This window comes from Citrobacter freundii complex sp. 2025EL-00176 (genome assembly GCF_053309355.1).
This window is the reverse complement of record NZ_JBRYHT010000001.1, coordinates 544,929-562,049: the sequence shown is the minus strand read 5'-3', so window position 1 is coordinate 562,049 and position 17,121 is coordinate 544,929. Positions and strand designations below refer to the sequence as shown.

The 17,121-nt window shown below is 49.0% G+C and carries 20 protein-coding genes; 6 read left to right on the top strand and 14 right to left on the bottom strand.

Features of this window, described 5'->3' with window-relative positions:
* The first annotated feature begins 1 nt into the window (after position 1).
* Positions 2–100 carry a YoaK family small membrane protein gene (locus tag ACVXHP_RS02770; protein WP_038640017.1) on the top strand — a complete coding sequence of 33 codons (99 nt, stop codon included), beginning with the start codon at positions 2–4 and terminating at the stop codon, positions 98–100.
* Between the two features lie 2 nt (positions 101–102).
* Entirely contained in the window at positions 103–177 is a 75-nt protein-coding gene (yoaJ, locus tag ACVXHP_RS02765) for a protein YoaJ (protein ID WP_099530266.1), read from the top strand.
* Between the two features lie 48 nt (positions 178–225).
* On the opposite strand, the gene ACVXHP_RS02760 is transcribed toward yoaJ, so the two are convergent.
* Positions 226–474 (bottom strand): GlsB/YeaQ/YmgE family stress response membrane protein, encoded by a 249-nt coding sequence (locus ACVXHP_RS02760; RefSeq protein WP_042308928.1) that lies wholly within the window; start codon positions 472–474, stop codon positions 226–228.
* 362 nt (positions 475–836) lie between these two features.
* Between ACVXHP_RS02760 and fdhF the strand changes: the two genes are divergently transcribed.
* On the top strand, positions 837–2,984 hold the full coding sequence (fdhF, locus tag ACVXHP_RS02755) for a formate dehydrogenase subunit alpha (RefSeq protein ID WP_447570800.1): 2,148 nt from the start codon (positions 837–839) through the stop codon (positions 2,982–2,984).
* A 52-nt stretch (positions 2,985–3,036) separates the two neighbouring features.
* On the opposite strand, the gene ACVXHP_RS02750 is transcribed toward fdhF, so the two are convergent.
* From ACVXHP_RS02750 to ACVXHP_RS02700, 11 genes are all read right to left on the bottom strand, one after another.
* On the bottom strand, positions 3,037–3,681 hold the full coding sequence (locus tag ACVXHP_RS02750) for a hypothetical protein (protein ID WP_447570799.1): 645 nt from the start codon (positions 3,679–3,681) through the stop codon (positions 3,037–3,039).
* Between the two features lie 220 nt (positions 3,682–3,901).
* On the bottom strand, positions 3,902–4,084 hold the full coding sequence (locus ACVXHP_RS02745; protein ID WP_003832433.1) for a DUF1869 domain-containing protein: 183 nt from the start codon (positions 4,082–4,084) through the stop codon (positions 3,902–3,904).
* Positions 4,085–4,087: 3 nt separating this feature from the next.
* A complete protein-coding gene (yeaR, locus tag ACVXHP_RS02740; RefSeq protein ID WP_003030735.1) occupies positions 4,088–4,450 on the bottom strand; it encodes a DUF1971 domain-containing protein YeaR in 363 nt (120 codons plus the stop codon).
* Positions 4,451–4,623: 173 nt separating this feature from the next.
* Positions 4,624–5,262 carry a leucine efflux protein LeuE gene (leuE, locus tag ACVXHP_RS02735; RefSeq protein WP_032940118.1) on the bottom strand — a complete coding sequence of 213 codons (639 nt, stop codon included), beginning with the start codon at positions 5,260–5,262 and terminating at the stop codon, positions 4,624–4,626.
* A 139-nt stretch (positions 5,263–5,401) separates the two neighbouring features.
* Positions 5,402–6,052 carry a metal-binding protein ZinT gene (zinT, locus tag ACVXHP_RS02730; protein WP_200006683.1) on the bottom strand — a complete coding sequence of 217 codons (651 nt, stop codon included), beginning with the start codon at positions 6,050–6,052 and terminating at the stop codon, positions 5,402–5,404.
* 76 nt (positions 6,053–6,128) lie between these two features.
* On the bottom strand, positions 6,129–6,644 hold the full coding sequence (locus tag ACVXHP_RS02725) for a phospholipase D family nuclease (protein ID WP_447570798.1): 516 nt from the start codon (positions 6,642–6,644) through the stop codon (positions 6,129–6,131).
* A 1-nt stretch (position 6,645) separates the two neighbouring features.
* Positions 6,646–7,263, bottom strand: a complete 618-nt coding sequence (locus tag ACVXHP_RS02720; RefSeq protein WP_447570797.1) for an ATP-binding cassette domain-containing protein — start codon at positions 7,261–7,263, stop codon at positions 6,646–6,648.
* Complete coding sequence (locus ACVXHP_RS02715) at positions 7,247–8,041, bottom strand: ATP-binding cassette domain-containing protein (RefSeq protein WP_316130079.1); 795 nt, start codon at positions 8,039–8,041, stop codon at positions 7,247–7,249. The genes ACVXHP_RS02720 and ACVXHP_RS02715 overlap by 17 nt, the downstream gene beginning before the upstream one ends.
* Positions 8,035–8,847: an ABC transporter permease gene (locus ACVXHP_RS02710; protein ID WP_200006687.1), complete on the bottom strand. Its 813-nt coding sequence runs from the start codon at positions 8,845–8,847 to the stop codon at positions 8,035–8,037. The genes ACVXHP_RS02715 and ACVXHP_RS02710 overlap by 7 nt, the downstream gene beginning before the upstream one ends.
* On the bottom strand, positions 8,837–9,811 hold the full coding sequence (locus ACVXHP_RS02705) for an ABC transporter permease (protein ID WP_447571139.1): 975 nt from the start codon (positions 9,809–9,811) through the stop codon (positions 8,837–8,839). Before ACVXHP_RS02705 ends, ACVXHP_RS02710 begins: the two co-directional genes overlap by 11 nt.
* Complete coding sequence (locus ACVXHP_RS02700) at positions 9,811–11,397, bottom strand: ABC transporter substrate-binding protein (protein ID WP_447570796.1); 1,587 nt, start codon at positions 11,395–11,397, stop codon at positions 9,811–9,813. Before ACVXHP_RS02700 ends, ACVXHP_RS02705 begins: the two co-directional genes overlap by 1 nt.
* Positions 11,398–11,826: 429 nt before the next feature.
* On the opposite strand from ACVXHP_RS02700, the gene ACVXHP_RS02695 reads away from it, so the two are divergent.
* On the top strand, positions 11,827–13,914 hold the full coding sequence (locus ACVXHP_RS02695; RefSeq protein ID WP_304698043.1) for a TonB-dependent receptor: 2,088 nt from the start codon (positions 11,827–11,829) through the stop codon (positions 13,912–13,914).
* 320 nt (positions 13,915–14,234) lie between these two features.
* Complete coding sequence (locus tag ACVXHP_RS02690) at positions 14,235–14,525, top strand: Bor/Iss family lipoprotein (RefSeq protein WP_447570795.1); 291 nt, start codon at positions 14,235–14,237, stop codon at positions 14,523–14,525.
* Positions 14,526–14,651: 126 nt separating this feature from the next.
* Here ACVXHP_RS02690 and ACVXHP_RS02685 read toward each other — a convergent pair whose 3' ends face one another.
* Positions 14,652–14,858: a hypothetical protein gene (locus ACVXHP_RS02685; protein ID WP_316130083.1), complete on the bottom strand. Its 207-nt coding sequence runs from the start codon at positions 14,856–14,858 to the stop codon at positions 14,652–14,654.
* A 166-nt stretch (positions 14,859–15,024) separates the two neighbouring features.
* Positions 15,025–16,548: an EAL domain-containing protein gene (locus ACVXHP_RS02680; protein ID WP_447570794.1), complete on the bottom strand. Its 1,524-nt coding sequence runs from the start codon at positions 16,546–16,548 to the stop codon at positions 15,025–15,027.
* Positions 16,549–16,785: 237 nt separating this feature from the next.
* Here ACVXHP_RS02680 and ACVXHP_RS02675 point away from each other — a divergent pair, with 237 nt between their 5' ends.
* Complete coding sequence (locus ACVXHP_RS02675; RefSeq protein ID WP_304698036.1) at positions 16,786–17,058, top strand: hypothetical protein; 273 nt, start codon at positions 16,786–16,788, stop codon at positions 17,056–17,058.
* Positions 17,059–17,121 lie beyond the last annotated feature (63 nt).

Sequence of the window (17,121 nt, the reverse complement as noted above, 5' to 3'; positions counted from 1 at the left end):
TATGCGACTCGGTATTATTTTCCCCGTCATCATTTTTATTTCCGCTGTCGTTTTCTTATCCTGGTTTTTTGTTGGCGGCTACGCTGCGCCGGGTGCATAACGATGAAAAAAACAACGCTCATTATGATTGGCGTGGCGATCATCGTAGTTCTGGGTACGGAACTAGGCTGGTGGTAACCAATAAAAAGGCCACACTTCAGTGGCCTTTCATCTCTGTATAATGAGTTAGCTTTTGATCTTTCTGTAGATAAACAACACCACGATCGCACCGATAACCGCTACGACGAAACTGCCGAAGTTGAAGCCATCAACTTTACCAAAGCCAAAGAAGGTACTGATCCAGCCGCCAACCACCGCACCAACGACCCCTAAGATAATGGTCATAAAGAATCCGCCGCCATCTTTACCCGGCATAATCCATTTTGCCAAAATCCCCGCGATAAGACCGAAAATTACCCATGAAAGAATGCCCATTATTTTCCTCACTTATGTTTTTAGGTTAACGATTGACTCGTTGTATAAAAGCATAGCATAGCGCTGAAAAATTAAAATTTGTGATCGGTATCACCTGTGATTTTCATCTTTTTCTGATGTTTCATAGAGTTAAACCAACGTCAAGACGGTGATATTTTTGACGCTTCTCGTCAATAGTGACGAATCGACAGTCATTTCTCTCTGCTCCTTGGGCAGTTACCCCTGCCAATACTGGGTTTTTATCTTTGGCATGCTTTATGCTTTGACAGCCCGTCGCTACGACAAATCGTGGCCCGTGATACCGATTCGCGTGGCTCCGTCTACAATTCGCGCTATTTCAGCATTTAACAGGTCTGTTATTGATGAAAAAAATCACCAGTGTATGCCCATACTGTGGGGCCGGGTGCAAGCTCAAGCTTGTTGTTGAAAATAACAAAATCATCCGCGCCGAAGCCGCTGAGGGTGTAACGAACCAAAATCAGTTATGCCTGAAAGGCTACTATGGTTGGGACTTTCTGAACGACACCCGTCTTCTGACTCCCCGTCTGACTCGCCCGATGATCCGTTATGAAAAAGGTGGAAAATTCACTCCCGTTAGCTGGGATGAAGCCATTCGTTACACCGCTAAACGCTTATCTGAAATAAAAAACACCTATGGTCCTCGCGCCATTATGACGACAGGCTCCTCCCGGGGAACAGGGAATGAGACCAACTATGTGATGCAAAAATTCGCCCGTGGGGTGCTCAACACCAACAATGTCGATTGCTGTGCCCGCGTCTGTCACGGCCCTTCCGTTGCCGGTCTACAGGAAACGCTGGGCAATGGCGCAATGAGCAACTCCATCAGCGAGATTGAAAACTCAAAATGCCTGCTCATCTTTGGTTATAACTGCGCGGACTCACACCCTATTGTGGCCCGTCGGGTGATTAAAGCTCGCCAGAACGGCGCGAAAATCATTGTTTGCGACCCCCGCCGTATTGAAACCGCCCGTATCGCCGATCAGCACTTGCAGTTAAAAAATGGTTGTAACATGGCGCTGGTCAACGCCTTTGGTCATGTGCTTATTGAAGAGCAGCTTTACGATCGCGAGTACGTGCATAAGCATGCCGAAGGTCTGGAAACATACTGGGAAACCGTTAAGGACTATGCTCCCGAAGCTGTAGAACATTTAACCGGCGTTCCTGCACAACAGGTTCGTCAGGCGATGCGTACATTTGCGGCTGCGCCATCGGCAACCGTGATGTGGGGAATGGGCGTCACGCAGTTTGGTCAGGCCGTTGACGTTGTCCGTGGGCTGTCGAGCCTGGCCTTACTGACCGGGAATCTGGGACGTCCAAACGTCGGCGTTGGCCCGGTACGCGGGCAAAATAACGTGCAGGGCGCATGTGATATGGGCGTGCTGCCTAACCAGTTTCCGGGGTATCAGGACGTAACCGATTTTGCCGTCAGGGAGAAATTTGCCACCGCCTGGGGTATTGACGTTAATCAGATGGATGACAAAGTTGGAACGCGCATCACCGAAGTTCCGCATCTGGCGATTGAAGGCAAAATCAAAGCCTACTACATCATGGGAGAGGATCCGCTGCAAACCGAGGCTGATTTGGGGCTGGTCCGGGAAGGATTTAACGCGCTCGATTTTGTCGTCGTGCAGGATATCTTCATGACCAAAACGGCAGAGATGGCCGACGTCCTGTTGCCTGCAACATCATGGGGCGAACACGGTGGCGTCTTTACCTGCGCCGATCGTGGCTTCCAGCGTTTCGAGCAAGCGATTGAACCCAGCGGGGATGTAAAACGTGACTGGGAAATTATCAGTCTGTTGGCCAGCGAAATGGGCTACCCGATGCAGTACCAAAATAACCAGCAAATCTGGGATGAGATGCGCGAACTGTGCCCGCTATTCTATGGCGTGACCTATGAGAAAATGGGTGAAATGGGTCATGTTCAGTGGCCTTGTCCGGATCTCGATCACCCAGGCACACCGTATCTTTACGCACACAGCCGGTTCGATACCGCTAATGGCAAAGGCAAACTGTTTGCCGCGCCGTGGCGTGCTCCCGCTGAAGTCCCTGATGAGAACTATCCGTTGGTGTTGTGTACCGTGCGCGAAGTCGGACACTACTCCTGCCGCTCCATGACCGGCAACTGCGCGGCATTACAGGCGCTGGCAGATGAGCCTGGATATGTTCAGATCAACACCGATGATGCAGAAAAACTGGGTATCCGTCATCGTGACCTGGTATGGGTAAGCTCGCGCCGAGGCAAGGTCATCAGCCGTGCGGATGTATCCGAGCGTATTAATGCCGGAACAGTGTATATGACCTATCAATGGTGGATTGGCGCGTGTAACGAGTTAACACAGGATAACCTTGATCCGATCTCGAAAACGCCGGAAACCAAATATTGTGCGGTAAATATTGAGCATATTACCGATCAGGGATGGGCAGAGAAGTATGCGGCGCAAACGTATAGCGAAATGAAATCACGCTTGTGTGAGGCCATTGCGTAAATTATCGTCCTGACCGCCTGAGTCTGGCTTTTCAGACTCAGGCCTTTTCCAACTACTTCGCCAGCTGCGGTTCACTGAAACGAATAGCGGCAGACTCGTGCTGTTTATCCCGCTGCATAAAACTGAGGTTCATCAGAAACAGTCCCGCCATAAACGGCAGTTCGTACAATTCTTCAATCAAATCGCCGTAACTGGCGTTATGCAAAAAGACAGGGGCCAGTAGGCGATGATGCTCCACTGTGTCGGAAATCAAAAATGCGCAGACGGTGATCGCAAGTAGCCACAGCGGTAGTGGTTCATTGCGCAAGCGGCGGGCAATATCCTGGCGTAAGTGCTTCGACAGCAGGACCGGCAGAATAATCATCGCAATTAACACGACTGAGATAGCTCTGAACAGCAGTTTAGGATGCTCCGGGAAGTAATCACGGCCCCAACTGGTGCTTCGGCCCAGCAATACCAGCCACCATACCGCCGCCCAAAGCCAAAATTGCTTCTCACCGGCAGGACGCGATAAAGGCCGGATGTAGCAAAGAGTAAATACTGCACCAAACAATAACCATAGCGCCTGGCCATTTTCAATCCATGTGACGACCGTGCCATTGAGCAGAGGGAGATGCCAGTTCGCGGTGAACGGGATCGCTACGAGGACAAGTCCAAGAATGAATGTGGATAATGTGACTCGGGTATTCAATTTCATATAAGCGCGGAGTTCTGTATTGTAACTGGTGCTCGATCATAACTCCTGTGAATGATCAACTATTAGCAAACAATGCGAATTTCTTAAGGTATTCTTAATAAATCTTTTTCCAGACCGCGATCTATCCGGCTCAAATAAAAAACCGCCCTGCGCCATCAAAACGCAGTGCGGTTTTCAATTTAAAAATCAATCAGTTCAAACGGTAGCAGAAGTCAAAGCACTACCATCCGCAGACTTCATGCTCATTTTCGGTATCATATGAACGGACGGTATTGACCAGGTCTTTGACCACTTCTGCCGCGACATCCGGAACCAATAATGTCATCGGCGCTTCGGTTTCGTAATCGACAGACACACCGTTGCTGTTATTGGTTACGGTGACGGTATAGGTTGCTTTGCCCATGATTTACTCCTTGCCAGTGCGCACGACTTTTCGTTGATTTGCACTCTCCATCAGAACTTCCGGGGCAACGAAAAAATCGATATTAAAGTAAGTGTCGTCGGTCATCACTTCGATGTTATGCCATTTTTCCGGCGGAAAAACGCCAAACTGACCGGCTTCAATAACCATCACCTCTACGGGCTCCGGGCTGTGTTCATCTGCATAGCCGAGATATTTGACCGCCCCCTGCATAACTGACAGTCGAGGATAAACCCCGGCACGGGTGCCTTTATCAAGGTGGCGTTCGAAAATTCCGGCAGGTGCAGTTTCTTTGTTCCAGAACGGAGTTGAGCGTGTATGGATATGATTCTGTGGAATTTGAAGCATTTTTCTTCCCTTTTCCAGTCGACAACCAGCGAGTCTTATTCAACCGCTGCTGTGCACAGAGTACGCCTCAAAATATACATTTAAAATACCATTTATTGGTTATAACCATCAGCTGATATGCGTGGGGAAGAAAAGCTGAAAATTGCAGCCCGCCATATTCAGCGGGCCAATGATTACGACTGAAGTGTCGCCAGACGGGCAGCAAAACCAACGAAAATCAGACCGATAAGTGAGTTACCCACCTTAGCCAACTTCTTCTTGGTACGAATGTACTGGGTCACAAACGCGCCGGAGAAAATAAGGAAACTCAGGTAGAAAAAGCTCACTATCTCGAGCGTAATAGCCAGAATAAAGAATGACAGCCCTGAGTGCGGCGCATTGACATCAATGAACTGCACGAAGAACGAAACATAAAACAGGATAGCTTTGGGATTAGTCAGGCTCAGAATTAAAGCGCGCTTGAAAATGGCACCAAACGGGACTTCTTCAGCCGCGGCGTCGCTCGCCTTCGATTTCAGCGTGGCGTACAGGATCTTCGCACCGAGATACAGCAGATAAAAAGCGCCGAGATAACGAACAATATTAAACAAAACAGGCGTGGTTTTGATCAAAGCGGCAACACCGGCATAGGCCAAAAACATCAACACAGCATCACCGATAAACACACCGCTTGCGGCGAGATAACCGCCCTTCACTCCCCGACCGACACTATTCTTCAACACAAATATCGTGTTTGGCCCCGGAACCAGTACGATAAAAATAGCCCCCACCAGATATGTCCAGTAATTCAGAACTCCATACTCTGCAAACACGTTAACCTCTTCCTGAAAAAACACATGCACTTGCTGCAAGACAATATGCTAACGAATGCGCAGGGGGATGGAAAGAGAAGGTTGTTAATTAAAATACCCGCCGCGAGCGGCGGGTATGTACAGATAAACTTAGTCCGGATTAATGGTGCAGCATCTCATCCACCACCTCTTCACCTTTCAACTGATAAGGATAGTAGGTGGGCCAGTTCTCCATCTCTTCGAGCAAGGCTGCCTGCGAGGTATTTCCCATAAAAATATGGAAGTGGCTTGACTTGCGCGGAGCAATGATATGATCGCTGAACTGAACGTATTTAGGCGCTTTGCTATCAGCAGCTTTACACTCAAACAAATAACGTACACCTTTCTTGCCTGATTTATAGTGCAAAATTTTATATCCGGCATAGTCGTATTTGCATGATGTAACCTGATTACCGGTATGAAATTCCATCACACCATTTTCAATGCCAATGGTATCCACGTTAGTTGCATAGCCTTGACGGTAATAATCTTTAATCTGTTCTGCCGTTTTGCTTTTATCTTTCTCCGCTTTCTTTTTGAATACCGGATCAAGTTCGCCACTGACCAGATACGGATAGACAGATTGCCACATGCCATCCCAGTCGGTCAGCGCTCTGTTCTGTACCTGATTATCATCAAATACGCCTTCTGACGCCTTTTGTTCTGTCTCACTCATTGGAACTCCATGCGAATGGTGACCGTGAGCCAATACCTGACCACTGACCAAAAGCATTCCCAGAGCGATTGCCAGTTTTTTTAAATGAATAGCCAAAATTTCACCCTCAAATCATTTGCGAGTGAAATGTTATAATATAACATTACAATTTAATCAACGCCGTTGTGAATGTTTAGCCACTCTGGTTCGCAATCTTCCACCGACTGTCAAAATGGGCTTGATATTGCGCCACTACGGCAGGCTCCCCACGAATCACCAACATATTTTCGGAGTTCGCGAATTCGGCGGATTTAGCAAAATTGAACGAGCCGGTCTCCAGCGTGTCGCCATCAATAATCATCACCTTGTCATGCTGGATGTGGTAGTGTCCATCCAGTCGCACATTGACCCCGTTGGCGGTGGCATACGCGATAGCATGTTGACTGACCTTGCCCCGGTTACGTTTTTTGTCGATAACCGCCCGGACAACAACGCCTCTTTTTTCCGCATTCACCAACGCCTGAATAATATCTGCAGACTGAAATGAATACGCCATCATGTCGATGCTTCGCTGGGCATGGTTAATCGAATCCAGTACTAAAGCCCGAGCCGAACCTTCCGGCGAAAAGCCTACCTGTATGGAAGCATGCGTCGCAGAAACACCGGCCCCGCACAATAGCGCGGCCATAGCTATTGATTTTACGCTCACGTTAGTTATCTGCCTGCAATGATGAAGATACCGAGGAGAGTAGCGCCCGCGTGCAGATCTGATCAAGCAGCGCCTGCTGATGGCTGATAATCAGCATACCTAATGGTCGACGCTGGCATTCTTCGAGCAGCAGCGCCCAGATATCTCTTTGAATAGAAGGATCGAGCTGGGCGGTAATCTCATCGGCAATAAGAAAACGGGTACGCGGGTCCAGCGCGCGAAGTATGGCGATTCGCGCCAGTTCACCACCAGAAAGCTGTCCAGGGCGACGGGTTAACCATTCCGGTTTGATATGCAGACGGGTAAGGATTTCCGCGCCAGGCAGCCAGGCGTCATGAACCGCATCGCCGGTGCTACGCCGTGGGTTAAAGGTTAATTCCGGATGCTGCGGTACCAACTGCACTGGGCAATATTGATGCATCGGTAGCGGCTGGCCATCGATAAGAATGTCGCCCGAGGTCGGCTTTTGCCAGCCCGCCAGCACGCGTCCCAACGTCGTTTTGCCGGTTCCACTGGGCGCACAAATCCCAATACGTTCACCGGGGGACAAAGAGAAAGACAGGTTTTGCCACAGCACCTTTCCTCCCTGGCGAATCACGACATCATGACAGCACAGCATCGCGCACTCCAAATAATTGATTTCTCTCAGGCAGAGCCCGCCATTGACGTTGCAGATGCTCGCTCATTTCCCCGCGCAACAGCTGTTCACGACTAACGTTATCCGACACCCCTCCCTGATGCAGCGCGACGATGCGATCCGCATGCTGGGCCGCCAGCGTGAGATCGTGCGTCACCCATAAAACACCAGCCCCCTGTTCACATAAACCACGCAACTGCTCAAGCAGTTGATTAGCTAATGGCGCATCAAGCCAGGCGGTAATTTCGTCAGCCAGAATATAGCGAGCCTGACTCAGCGACGCGTGGCAGGCCAGAACACGTTTCGCCATACCGCCCGAAAGCTGACGCGGGAAGGCATCTAATACGCTGGTTTCCAGTTGACTACGCTGGAGCAATTTTTCTATTTTTCCGGCATTCCAGTTTTGGCCGGAGAGCTGACTTGCTCTACGTAAATGCTTTTCAATTGAGAGCAGCGGGTTCAGTGCCTGCACGCCTTGCGGCACATAGCTGAAGGTATTGCCCCGACATTCGCGAATGTCATGACTGCCCAACGTTTTGCCATCAAGAGTTATTGCGCCGTGGAGACGCAAATTTTCCGGTAAAAGATCGAGCAGACATTGCAGGAGCAAACTTTTCCCTTCACCGCTTCCCCCCACTAACGCCACCATCTGACCGGGCGCTACGTCGAAAGAGATATCCTGCAACAGCGGAGACCATTTTCTCGCGCCGAACCAACGATAACGCGCCACGTCCAGCGAGACCTGTCTTAAACTCAACATAGGTCACCTCGCAACCATAAACGATGCACTGCCCTCGCGAGCTGATCGAATAACATCACCAAGCTGAATAGCATCAGCCCCGGAAACAACACTAACCACCAGTCGCCATGGCTGATAAACCGCAGGGCATCCGCCAGCAGCAGGCCCAACGACGGTTCATGCGGCGCCAGCCCAAAGCCAAGGAAACTCAACGCCGCGCTGTGCAGCACCGCATGGGGGAACATCAGCAATGTCCCCGTGAGCCACTGGGGTAACAGCGCCGGTAGATAGTGATGTCGCCAGCAGTAAAAATGACCATGCCCCAGACGCCATGTCAGCGTCAGATAATCGCTGTGGGCAACGCGCTCGGCTTCAGCACGTAGAATCAATGCGAGGCGCGGCCAGTGGGTTAGCGCCACCGCCATGATCACCCCACTTTTCCCACCACCCAGCGTAAAACAAATCAAAATAAGCAGCAGCAGATGCGGCATCGACAGCATGGCATCGGTTATCAGGCGCATAAGCACGTCCAGACGTGGATGCAGGCGCGAAACCGCCGCCATCATTAACGCAATGAAGCCGCTGCACAAGGCCGCGCCAATACCAATTTGCAGACTGGTTAACGCCCCCTGAAAGCAACGCACCCACAGATCGCGACCGAGGTTATCGGTACCGAACCAGTACAGCGCATCAGGGGGCAGATGACGGGCAAGTAAATTCACGCTCAACGGGTTGTCCAGCGTGGCTGCGCCATACACCGCAATGAATAGCAGGCAGCTAAAAGAGAGCACCAGACGAATAAGCGTCGGCGTCGGATTATAGAGCATCGGGTCGCTCCAGAGCACGGTTCAACAGGTGAACAAACCAGGTAGAAAGTGAATTGCCAATGAAAACCAGCACGGTGCTAAACAAGACGATCCCCATCAGTAACGGTAGATCACCCCGCAATCCGGCATCAATGGTCGCCTGCCCAAGCCCAGGATAAGCAAAGACCTTTTCAGCCAGCAGTGCGCCCCCCAAAAGTTCTCCCAGCGAGGCGAACTGCAAGCACAGCGCGGGCGTGATAGCGTGGCGCAGAACCTGATGGCGCAACAGCGACCAACCTTTGTCGCCCTGAGAGCGCGCGAAACGGACAAATTCGCTCTTCATTACGCTGGCGATACTTTCCCGCGTATGCAGCGTAATCTGCCCCAGCCCCAACAAACTTAGCGCACAAACGGGAAGCACCAGATGGCGCAGACGCTCGGTCAGCGTCGCCATCTCGCTGCTGTTGCCCGGCTCCCACGCACAGCAGACCGGGAACACCGGCCAGCGAACGGCAAATAACGCCAGCAGCAACATGCCAATCCAGAAGGTCGGCAACGATGAAAGCAAATAGCTGAGGCGACAAATTGCTTTATCCGGCCAGCGATTCAGGTAGCGGCCTGCGACAAATCCCATTGCCGTCCCCACGATACCGGAGAGCAGCCATGCGCCGCTAAGCAGCGCAAACGAGGTAGCAAAGCGCTCCTTGATTACGCTGGCAACCGGCGCATTAAACAACATCGAGTAGCCGAGATCGCCCTGCAATACCCGTATAAACCAGTTAGCAAAACGCTCCAACAGCGGCTGGTCCAATCCCCAGCGAGCGGCGATACGCGCATATTGTTCCGGCGGCACGTGCAGGAGATCGTTGCCGATATAGGCGCGAATCGGATCGACCGGCGAAAAGCTGAGCAGCACAAAAGTGCCAGCCGCAACCAGCACTAATAACACCATCAGCCGAAGAACATGGCCCACTACAGACTTCATCAACGGCAGGTCCAGGTCCATTCATCCAGATTATTGAGCAGTGACCAGCTCCCGTGAATTTCCGGTGCGCCTTTGCCTAAGTCAATACATGGATTTGCCAGGTAAGTGTGCTGAATATTCAATAACCATGCCCATGCGGCATCGCCCTGCACACCAGCGCCTTGCTTGCCATCCCACTCAACCTGTTGCCAGAAAGGCAGCGCTTTTTGCCAGTCCGGTGCATCAATAGCCTGTTTGAGATGCTCTTCAACCACAGAATTACTGTAGTAACCGGGGTTGTAATACTCTACGCCCGCAGCCTGATTGCTGTAATGATGGAACAGTTCCATGGGATCCAGGCTTCCCCAGCCAAACAGCGTCGGGTTGGCATGCATATGACGCTCAACGGTTTCCCAGCTTCCGGATTGCAATGATACCTGGATACCCACAGGCTCCAGCATCGCACGAACTGCTTCGGCTAAATCCCGGCGGGTACTGTCACCGCTGGCATACCACAACGTCAGACGCGCCTCTTTACCGTCTTTCACCCGTACACCGTCTTTCCCTACTTTCCAGCCGGCTGCTTCCAGGATCGTCAGCGCTTTTTCGCTGTCGCCATCTTTGAACGCGGCTGACTGCCCCTGCCATGGCAGGCCCTGAACCGCGCTATAGGCGGGGATCGCATGACCTTCCATAACCTGATCGGCGAGCTGCTTACGGTCAATGGCGTAATTGATAGCGCGTCTGATCGCGACATCGGCGGTGATATCGTTACCAATCGGATAACCATTGGCGTCTTTCTTACCCGCCGGCACCATCGGGAACACAATGCCCCGGTTTTCCACGCTGTCACGCACCCACAGTTTCAAATTCTGCTGCTGAGGGGCGACCGCCATCGAAGGCGCAATACGTACTAATCCCAGTTGCCCACTGCGTGCTGCGGCATAAGCGTTATCTTCATCAAGGAAAACAAACACCAGCTTACTAAAGTCATTTTTCTTCCCGGCATACCAGGGATTAGCCTCCACGATCAGTTGCTGCCCGGGCTGGAAACTCACCAACCGATAAGGACCGGCACCAATTGGATTTTTGGCGAATGTTTTTTCGTTATAAAGCTTTGCCGGAACAATGCCTAACGATCCCAGCACATTCACAAACGTGCTCTGCGGGCTGCTCAGCGTCACTTCTACCGTGCGGTTATCTTTCAAGCTGGCATGAGCGAAGTTCCCCATGTCAATTTTCCCACCGCTTTTTGCTGCTTTGTTATAGGTGAACACAACATCTTCAGCGGTGAGCGGCGAACCATCAGAAAACTTAAGGTCGGGTTTTAGCGTCAGCGTCCAGGTTTTGCCGTCAGCGCTGGTCACCACCTTCTCCGTCAGCAGGTTCCCCCAGCTCATATCTGCATTTTGTTTTAATAACGGTGCATGCAAAAGCAAATAGCTGCCATGACTCCAGCCCAACATCGGGTCAAACCCTTCCGTTGGCTCCGGCCCAATCGCCAGTTTTAACGTCTGACCTCCGCCCGCATTCTGCGCGGCGAGGAGTGGTGAGGTTAATGCGAGAGTCAATGCACACGTCAGGAGTGCCAGCTTGCCTTTGATCATTATTTTATCCAGATTTGCGTTATGTATATGCCGCTTAACGATGCATTGTCGTTAAGCAGTCTCCTGGGAAAGGGATTATGGCGAAGAGAATTGGCGAAAAAAATGATGCGGCGCAGAAAAGTATGACGATTTTCTAAAATTATCATACTTTTTTCTGATACTCCGTTATGAGTACGATGTGAATCCCAGAAACAGTTTAAAATTTAGCCTTTTATTCAATGGCATATTAATTTCTGTCTAATAATTACCTATACAGACTATTGCCTTCAAGATCATTCTCTTAAGCTAAATTAACGACAACTTATGTATATTTATTCAAGAAAAACACCAGAAGTGACAAGTTATGTAAATTTGTAATGATAATTATTTGTATTATCATTTCCATCAATTATCTTACTGCCTTTGAAATTTAACAAAGGAAGTTTGACTATGCGTTTAAAACCTGTTGCCTCTGTCGTTCTGTCCTGTCTGGGTTTCACCAGCCCCCTGGTTTTTGCTGAAGATGTCATGGTCGTCACCGCCTCCGGTTACGAAAAGAAAATTACCAACGCAGCCGCCAGTGTTTCCGTAATTTCGCAGCAAGAGTTACAAACCAATAAATATAATGATTTAGGTGAAGCCCTGCGTTCAGTAGAGGGCGTGGATGTTGAAAGCAGCACCGGTAAAACCGGTGGTCTGGAGATCAGCATCCGTGGTATGCCTGCGAGCTATACCCTGATACTGATTGACGGTATTCGTCAAAACGGCAGCAGCGATGTAACGCCAAACGGCTTCTCTGCCATGAATACCAGCTTTATGCCACCGCTGGCGGCAATCGATCATATCGAAGTGATCCGCGGCCCAATGTCGACGCTGTATGGCTCCGACGCAATCGGTGGCGTGGTGAATATCATTACTAAAAAAAGTACCGATAAATGGAGCACCTCCATCAATACCGGCGTTAACCTGCAAGAAAGTAATAAATGGGGTAACAGCACAGTCGCCAACTTCTGGTCCAGCGGTCCGTTAATCGCCGGCGTGCTGGATATGCAGGTTCGCGGAAGCACAACGCAGCGCCAGGGCTCAAGCGTCACCTCTTTGAGCGATACCGCCTCTACTCGCGTCCCCTATCCTACTGAATCTGAGAACTATAATATCGGCACGCGCCTGGACTGGAAAACCAATGAGAACAATACGTTGTGGTTAGATCTCGACTCTGCCAGACAGCGCTATGACAATGACGACGGACAGTTGGGCAACCTGACGGGGGGTTATGATAAAACGCTGCGCTATGAGCGTAACAAAGTGACTCTCGGCCACGATACCGCCTTAACGTTCGGCACCTGGAAATCCTCCCTCGGCTGGAATGAGACCGAGAACAAAGGTCGACAACTGGTCTCCTCAGCACTCACGCCGGAGAACGCTGGCCGTGCCGGTGATGCGCGAGAACTGAAGAACACTAACGTCATTCTCGACTCGGTGCTACTGACACCATTAGGTGACTCACACCTGTTAACCCTTGGTGGGGAATACTGGGATGCGCGAATGAAAGACGGTGTCGTACTGGCCAATACCGGCGAGACGTTCCACCAAAAAACGTGGGCAGCCTATGCGGAAGATGAATGGCATATTCTCGACTCACTGGCGTTAACAGCAGGTACACGTTATGAACATAATGATGTCTTTGGCGGTCACCTCAGTCCTCGCGCCTATATGGTTTGGGATGTCTCCGATGAATGGACGCTCAAAGGCGGTGTCACGACAGGTTATAAAGCGCCCTCACTCAGCCAGTTGCATAACGGCATTAGCGGCGTAACTGCGCAAGGAACCGTTAATACGGTCGGTAACCCTGACCTCAAGCCGGAAGAAAGTATCAGCTACGAAACCGGGCTATATTACGAGAACGAGGCCGGACTTAACGCCAACATTACCGGCTTCTATACCGAATATAAAAATAAAATTGTCTCGTATTCTATCGATGATAATACCAACAGCTATACCAACAGCGGTAAGGCAAGGACAGATGGTATTGAATTCGCCAGTACCTTCCCTCTCTGGTCGGATGTACTGAGTTTATCCCTTAACTACACCTACACACAGAGCAAGCAAAAAGATGGTGATAATAAAGGCGCGCCGTTGAGCTACACCCCTAAACATATGGCTAACGCCCGCCTGAACTGGCAGGCTACAGAAGATATGAACGCTTGGTTGAGCGCCCGTTATCGCGGTAAGGCCCCCCGCTTTACCGAAAATTACGCTAACCTCAGCGCGGTACAAAAGGCGGTGTATGACGACAAAGGCGCGAATTTAAAAGCATGGACCGTTCTTGATATGGGAATGTCCTATAAGCTGACCAAAGACCTGACGCTGAATACGGCAGTCAATAACGTACTGGATAAAGACTTCAGCGACGTCAAACTGTATCAGGTAGGTCGCAATAGCACCTATGCAGGTGATTACTATCAGACTGCGCAATCCACCACCGGATACGTAAACCCAGGCCGTAATTATTGGGTTTCCTTAAACTATCAGTTCTAATTTTAAAACGTTTTATTGGCAGGGCTATCTCTGATAGCCCTGTTCAAATGCGTAACTGTTCTTGATATTTTCGAGTAAAAGACATTAACCCCCATATATTTTATCCACTTTAATGCTGATATTGATAAAATGAAAGCTGATATCGCAAGCCACCACTAATGATCCACAAAGTCTAAACAGAAAGTTCATTAATCATTTATCTAACTAAATAATAGATAAACAATCAGCATAATAGTGTCAGGCACAAGCGCTGGTCGGATATGTGCCAGCAACATTAAAGAAGATCATTTGCACTCTATCCCACACTAAAAATGGTCAAAATGAAAAAGTTAATGATTGCAATTATAGCGGCAACAGCTTTATCCGGTTGCGCTCAGCAAAGCTTTAAAATCAACAACAGCATTGCAGAAAACCCCTCTCAGGAAACCAGACAGAATTTTTTTGTTAATGGTATTGGCCAGTCACAAACCATCGATGCAGCTTCTGTATGCGGCGGTGCAGACAAGGTTGTTCGTACCGAAGTTCAGGAGTCTGGTATGGATGTTTTCTTGCGCATCATCACGATTGGCATCTATACCCCTCGTGAAGCCAGAGTGTATTGTTCTAAATGATATTTTAAGCAGGTATTTTTGTAATACCTGCTTAACTTTATTGATGGTTAATAATATTGATCATGCTGCGTGATGGCATTAACGACACAACAAACACCGTAATAAAACATAAGGACAATTAAACAATTAGTACAGAAATATTCCTTCCAGCATCATTAAGTACATTGCCAAAACAATAGCCCCGGCGATACCGCCTAGAAACAGAACTGCTGCAATGGCTAGTTGGTCGCGGTTTGTGTATTTAGGGTTACTACGCACAGCCAACTTTTTCTTATGTACTACCTGCACACCACGACTTGAAGCGCTTCCCTTGGTAAATGTTATATCTGTCATGCTGTTATCCATTTGCTGTATGTGAAAACGCAAATAACCACTACACAGCTAAGGGTATATTCTTTCAATAGCGCGGTCTGAGATTCATCTCACGATAAAGAAAAACACAGGTTTCTACGGCCGATGACGCCCCATCCTCACCTTCATCAACAAGATTCATCCCGTTTTATTCGACAAATACCTTCACTTTGGGTTTTGAAAGCAGAATAAAGATAAACTCAGTAAAAGTGACCGGTTTATAAAAGTAGTATCCTTGCAGAAAAACAATGTGGTTTTTGTTGAGATAATCAAGCTGCGCCTTCGTTTCAACACCTTCTGCAACAATGCTTAAAGACAGCTTACGCGCCAGGTCGAGGACACAATCTAAAATTCGGGTTGAATCGGGAAGGTCATTTACTCGTCCCACAAAACTCTGATCGATCTTGATATAGTCAATGTGCAGATCATGCAAGTAAGAAAGCCCAGAATAGCCTGTACCAAAATCATCTAACGCAATGACAAAACCATTTTCATGTAGCGTATTGAGCCTTTGCACAAGATCATCATCCACATGCAACGGTTCTCGTTCAGTCACCTCGATCACCAAATTTAAATCATTACGGCTGAAACTGTCTCTGTAGCACAGGCACTCCTGCACAAACGTAGGGGAAGTAATATGGGATGCGCTGAAGTTAATTCCGACATGGAAACCGGATGGTAATTTGCTAGCGATGGAGTTCATATTCGCAGAGACCTGCCTCATCAAGCTTTGAGTAAGCGGGACTATCAGACCTGATTTTTCGGCAACCGGAATAAAAGAGGCAGGAGAGATATACCCAGCCCTTGGGTGCTTCCATCTGGCCAGCACCTCAACACCGCGTAACGTTCCATCGCGACCATTTACGATTGGTTGATAAAAAGGCACTATCTCCCCTTTATCTATCGCTCTGCGCAATGTTTCTTCAGGGGTATCATCCTTATTCAAATATTTATCGATGGCATAAGCCACAGCGACCGAGATCAGCAGGATGAAAATCAGAATTCCCAGACCATTAGTAACGAGCCTTTTTAAGCTAAATAATGGAGGTTGATCGAAAATAATGCTGAAGGGATATTTTGCAGAATTCACCTGACCAGACTGCTGTGCGCTGGCAGTGAAATCTGTCACATCCGCCAATAAACCGAGTACTTTATCGCCCACGCGCAATGAATACGTTACTCCTTTTAATGGGACATTCAATGCGCCTCGAATATGCACGCCACTTATTGTGACAATGATGCGACTTGTTTGAGTATGAGTTTGATATAATAGTACAGGTATCTCATTCACCGTATTTTGTGCAGAGGCCAGTAGTAAGTTTGTATCAGGTATCTCGGGGATTTGCTTCAGTAAGATCCTATTACCTGGCAGTGAGGTGCACCAGACCTTCCCTTGCCGGATAATAATCAGCGTTCGTAGATGAGGCCGAAGCGCGGCTTCAGTTCCGAGCTGGTATTGGCTCTCCAGGTCACATTTCTTTTCAGCGATGCGCTTAGCTGTATCCGTTGCCTGGAAAGCTTCATTAAGTATGTTGTCCATATTTTTCGCGGCATATCGTGCTCCCCCAAGAGCATCCATTGATGAGGAATACCAAAGCTGCATATTGAGAATAAAAACGCCGATTACGAACACACATATCGCAGTAAGTATCGGTAACAGAGCTTTGCGCATTCTTATATCCTGTGGCGAAAAATGAACACGTGAAAACAGACGTTGACTGAGTCATGTTTGTCTCTACAGAGCATGGTAGACAGCAACATAAATCGCCATGAAACCAATCACATTTTCTGAATCACATCATAACGCATTGATTAATAGTAAATAACCATTGAGTATGGTCAGTGCAATAGCAGTATTGCCCCACATTTAATTTGCTATCATATGAAGGCATAACCAGGGGGGGAGCAAATGAAAATCTTTATTACTGACAATGACGGAAATCTGATCCCCGTTGAGGGAAAAAGCGTTGTCATCGAATTGAATAACGGCAAAACGATTGAGATCGCCGAGGAATACGGCAGAGACGACATTCCGGAAGGGATCAATCTCTGGGGAGGAAGGGAACCGTCTCCTTCACTTCCCTTTGAGGAAATCAAGGCCAGAACTGAAAGCCTCGGCGTTTACCCAATTGCAGCCAATGCTCTACACGTTTTTCCGTACAAAATTTCGTCGAAAAATTGAAGGCCCGCGTTTAACATAATCGACGACAGATGGCGGAAAACTCATAGTGGCGCCCTTCCTCTT

Coding starts and splice junctions, on each gene's coding strand:
- ACVXHP_RS02675 (WP_304698036.1), top strand. CDS start 16,786: ATGAAAATCTTTATTACTGACAATGACGGAAATCTGATCCCCGTTGAG.
- ACVXHP_RS02770 (WP_038640017.1), top strand. CDS start 2: ATGCGACTCGGTATTATTTTCCCCGTCATCATTTTTATTTCCGCTGTC.
- ACVXHP_RS02745 (WP_003832433.1), bottom strand. CDS start 4,084: ATGGGCAAAGCAACCTATACCGTCACCGTAACCAATAACAGCAACGGT.
- ACVXHP_RS02750 (WP_447570799.1), bottom strand. CDS start 3,681: ATGAAATTGAATACCCGAGTCACATTATCCACATTCATTCTTGGACTT.
- yeaR (WP_003030735.1), bottom strand. CDS start 4,450: ATGCTTCAAATTCCACAGAATCATATCCATACACGCTCAACTCCGTTC.
- ACVXHP_RS02705 (WP_447571139.1), bottom strand. CDS start 9,811: ATGAAGTCTGTAGTGGGCCATGTTCTTCGGCTGATGGTGTTATTAGTG.
- ACVXHP_RS02690 (WP_447570795.1), top strand. CDS start 14,235: ATGAAAAAGTTAATGATTGCAATTATAGCGGCAACAGCTTTATCCGGT.
- ACVXHP_RS02685 (WP_316130083.1), bottom strand. CDS start 14,858: ATGACAGATATAACATTTACCAAGGGAAGCGCTTCAAGTCGTGGTGTG.
- ACVXHP_RS02720 (WP_447570797.1), bottom strand. CDS start 7,263: ATGCTGTGCTGTCATGATGTCGTGATTCGCCAGGGAGGAAAGGTGCTG.
- fdhF (WP_447570800.1), top strand. CDS start 837: ATGAAAAAAATCACCAGTGTATGCCCATACTGTGGGGCCGGGTGCAAG.
- ACVXHP_RS02710 (WP_200006687.1), bottom strand. CDS start 8,847: ATGCTCTATAATCCGACGCCGACGCTTATTCGTCTGGTGCTCTCTTTT.
- ACVXHP_RS02680 (WP_447570794.1), bottom strand. CDS start 16,548: ATGCGCAAAGCTCTGTTACCGATACTTACTGCGATATGTGTGTTCGTA.
- ACVXHP_RS02695 (WP_304698043.1), top strand. CDS start 11,827: ATGCGTTTAAAACCTGTTGCCTCTGTCGTTCTGTCCTGTCTGGGTTTC.
- ACVXHP_RS02700 (WP_447570796.1), bottom strand. CDS start 11,397: ATGATCAAAGGCAAGCTGGCACTCCTGACGTGTGCATTGACTCTCGCA.
- ACVXHP_RS02715 (WP_316130079.1), bottom strand. CDS start 8,041: ATGTTGAGTTTAAGACAGGTCTCGCTGGACGTGGCGCGTTATCGTTGG.
- ACVXHP_RS02760 (WP_042308928.1), bottom strand. CDS start 474: ATGGGCATTCTTTCATGGGTAATTTTCGGTCTTATCGCGGGGATTTTG.